A 739-nucleotide genomic window follows, 5' to 3' on the forward strand; every position below is an offset into this window, starting at 1 on the left:
TTGCGGCAGGCTTTGCGCATAATGCCGTCCTGCAGCCGATGCTCTTTCAGTTTTCCGTAGGTCGGATTCTTGAATCCGACATTACTTTAATCGTATTCAATAGAAAAGTCCGCATTGCCGCCACCCCAATTATGCGGATAAATACCCTGTTTGACATAACGGTGAAACGTAGAAAACCCCCAATCGGAAATTTGTCCTACATAGCCATGTTTGACCGGATTGAAATGCAGATAATCAAAATGGCAGGCAAAATCGGCCTCATCGCGGATAGTATATTCCCAAAAGCGTTTTTGCCAAAGCCTGAGATTGCCGCCGATTAAATATTGGCTGTGCCGCTTGATTTGCCGCCAGCGTTCCGAATAAGCAGAATCATTGTCCGGCAGCCGCCATATGGTATGCAGATGGTCGGGCATCAACACCCATGCCAAAATTTCAAACGGATACCGTTCGCGCACCGCCATTACCGCCTGCCGTAAAGCCAAACGCACCGCATCATCGGTCAAAATCTTCTGCCGTTTATTGGTTACAACCGTAAAAAAGTAAGTGCCGCCATTGCGGTAAAAACGACGGTATTTCATAGTATTATGCTCGGAATGATTTTGTAGGTCGGATTCTTGAATTCGACATTTTGGGCATTGCTGCAATGGATTGCAATGATGGGAATGTTAAAGGTTTTGTCGGATACAAGTATCCGACCTACGCTTGCTGAACCGTCATTCCCACGGAAGTGGGAATCTAG

At 46.5% G+C, this 739-nt stretch carries 1 protein-coding gene; it reads right to left on the reverse strand.

Features of this window, described 5'->3' with window-relative positions; genetic code table 11:
- Positions 1–86 precede the first annotated feature (86 nt).
- Entirely contained in the window at positions 87–578 is a 492-nt protein-coding gene (locus HMPREF2959_RS00335) for an REP-associated tyrosine transposase (RefSeq protein ID WP_070696209.1), read from the reverse strand.
- Positions 579–739 lie beyond the last annotated feature (161 nt).

The organism is Neisseria sp. HMSC070F02 (genome assembly GCF_001814225.1).
Classification (GTDB): domain Bacteria; phylum Pseudomonadota; class Gammaproteobacteria; order Burkholderiales; family Neisseriaceae; genus Neisseria; species Neisseria meningitidis.